This window comes from Nonomuraea maheshkhaliensis, from assembly GCF_039529435.1.
GTDB classification, from domain to species: Bacteria; Actinomycetota; Actinomycetes; order Streptosporangiales; family Streptosporangiaceae; genus Nonomuraea; species Nonomuraea maheshkhaliensis.
This window is the reverse complement of record NZ_BAAAMU010000309.1, coordinates 1-1338: the sequence shown is the minus strand read 5'-3', so window position 1 is coordinate 1338 and position 1338 is coordinate 1. Positions and strand designations below refer to the sequence as shown.

Sequence of the window (1338 nt, the reverse complement as noted above, 5' to 3'; positions counted from 1 at the left end):
AGGTCCTGGCAGCCAAGGCCGTCGCCGCCTGGAACCTGCACGAGCTCGCCGGCGAGGTGGACGCCTTCATCCTCTACTCCTCCGCGGCAGGCGTCCTCGGCGACGCCGGACAGGCCAACTACGCCGCCGCCAACGTCTTCCTCGACGCCCTCGCCGCCCACCGCAAGGCCCGCGGCCTGCCCGCGCAGTCCCTCGCCTGGGGCTTCTGGGAGCAGCGCAGCGCCATGAGCGCCCACCTCGGCGACGCCGACGTGGCCCGCATGGAGCGCTCGGGCGCCCGCGGCCTGTCGTCCGGCGAAGGACTCGCCCTGCTCGACGCCGCCATGACCATCGACGAGGCGCTGCTGCTGCCCATCTATCTCGACCTGCCGCGCGCCGCCGACGCGCCCCGGCTGCTCGACGGCCTGGTGCGCAGGCCCGTCCGTCGTGGCGCCGCCGCCGGCACGGCGCCGGGCGGAGCCACTGCCGCGCTGGAACGGCAGCTCGCCGCACTGCCGGAGCCGGAACGCGACGAGCTGCTGCTCAAACTCGTCAAGGCGCAGGTCGCCGTCGTGCTCGGACATTCGGGTACGGACTCCGTCTCGGCGCAGCGGGTGTTCACCGAGATCGGGTTCGACTCGCTCACCGCCATCGAACTGCGTAACAAGCTGAACGCCGCCACCGGGCTGCGCCTGCCGTCCACCCTCGTCTTCGACTATCCGACGCCGCTCGCGCTCGCCGGCTACCTCAAGGAACGCCTGCTCGGCGCGGAGCCGGCCACCGCGCCCAAAGCGCCCGCCACGGCCGAGCTCGACGAGCCGATCGCGATCGTCGGCATGGCCTGCCGCCTCCCTGGCGGCGCGAACTCGCCCGAGGCGCTGTGGAGCCTGCTGATGGACGAGCGCGAAGGCATCTCCCCGTTCCCCGCCGACCGGGGCTGGGACCTGGAGCGCCTGTTCGACCCCGACCCGGACAAGCGGGGCACCAGCTACGTCAAGCTGGCCGGCTGGTTGCACGAGGCCGGGGACTTCGACGCCGAGTTCTTCGGCATGAGCCCCCGCGAGGCGCTGGCCACCGACCCGCAGCAGCGGCTCCTGCTCGAAGTGGCCTGGGAGACGCTGGAACGCGCGGGCGTCGACCCCACCGGCCTCAAAGGCAGCGACACCGGCGTCTTCATCGGCGCCACGGCCACCGGCTACGCCACCGGCCCCGGCCGGCTGCCGGAGGACGTCGAGGGCTACCTGGTCACCGGCACCTCCATCTCGGTCACGTCAGGACGCATCTCCTACACCCTCGGCCTGCAAGGCCCCGCCGTGACCGTCGACACGGCGTGTTCGTCGTCGTTGGTGGCGTTGCACT

General features: G+C 72.8%; 1 protein-coding gene. It reads left to right on the top strand.

Annotation, left to right across the window (positions count from 1 at the left end; genetic code table 11):
- On the top strand, positions 1–1338 hold a 1338-nt coding region (locus ABFX54_RS56560), incomplete at both ends, for a beta-ketoacyl reductase (protein ID WP_346115605.1).